Here is a 429-nt window from a genome sequence, read left to right as displayed (position 1 = left end):
CTAGAGCGTTTCGCGATCTGACTGAATCGCAGGGGATTCACAGGCGAGGCTAATCGTGATTCACTTCCTGTGGAGGTGGCCCGCGATGACTCGACCTTTATCCGTAGATCTGCGCGATCGTGTTGCGCGATATGTTCTGGCAGGCCATTCGCGCCGACAGGCTGCCAGTGTTTTCAATATCTCGGTGAGTTCGGCGGTGCGCTATGTGGCGCAATATCTTTCGAGTGGGACGGTGGCGCCAAAGCGGCAAGGTGGTGACCGGCGCAGTAAATTGGGCGATCATCGGGCCTATGTGCTGCTGCGTGTTAAGCAGGTTCCGGATATCTCCCTGGCCGATTTAACCAAAGAACTGGCCGAGCGAGGCGTTCAAATCCATCTTTCCAACCTTGCCCGGTTTCTACGGGCACAGGGGCTGACCTATAAAAAAAA

Annotated in this window: 1 pseudogene; it reads left to right on the top strand. The window is 55.5% G+C overall.

The window, feature by feature from the left end:
• Positions 1-55 precede the first annotated feature (55 nt).
• Positions 56-429: pseudogene (locus H261_RS25275) on the top strand (IS630 family transposase); the annotation flags it as partial.

The sequence above is a fragment of the Paramagnetospirillum caucaseum genome, assembly GCF_000342045.1.
Classification (GTDB): domain Bacteria; phylum Pseudomonadota; class Alphaproteobacteria; order Rhodospirillales; family Magnetospirillaceae; genus Phaeospirillum; species Phaeospirillum caucaseum.
Note: the sequence above shows the minus strand (reverse complement) of the source record. Positions and strands in the feature narration are given on the sequence as shown.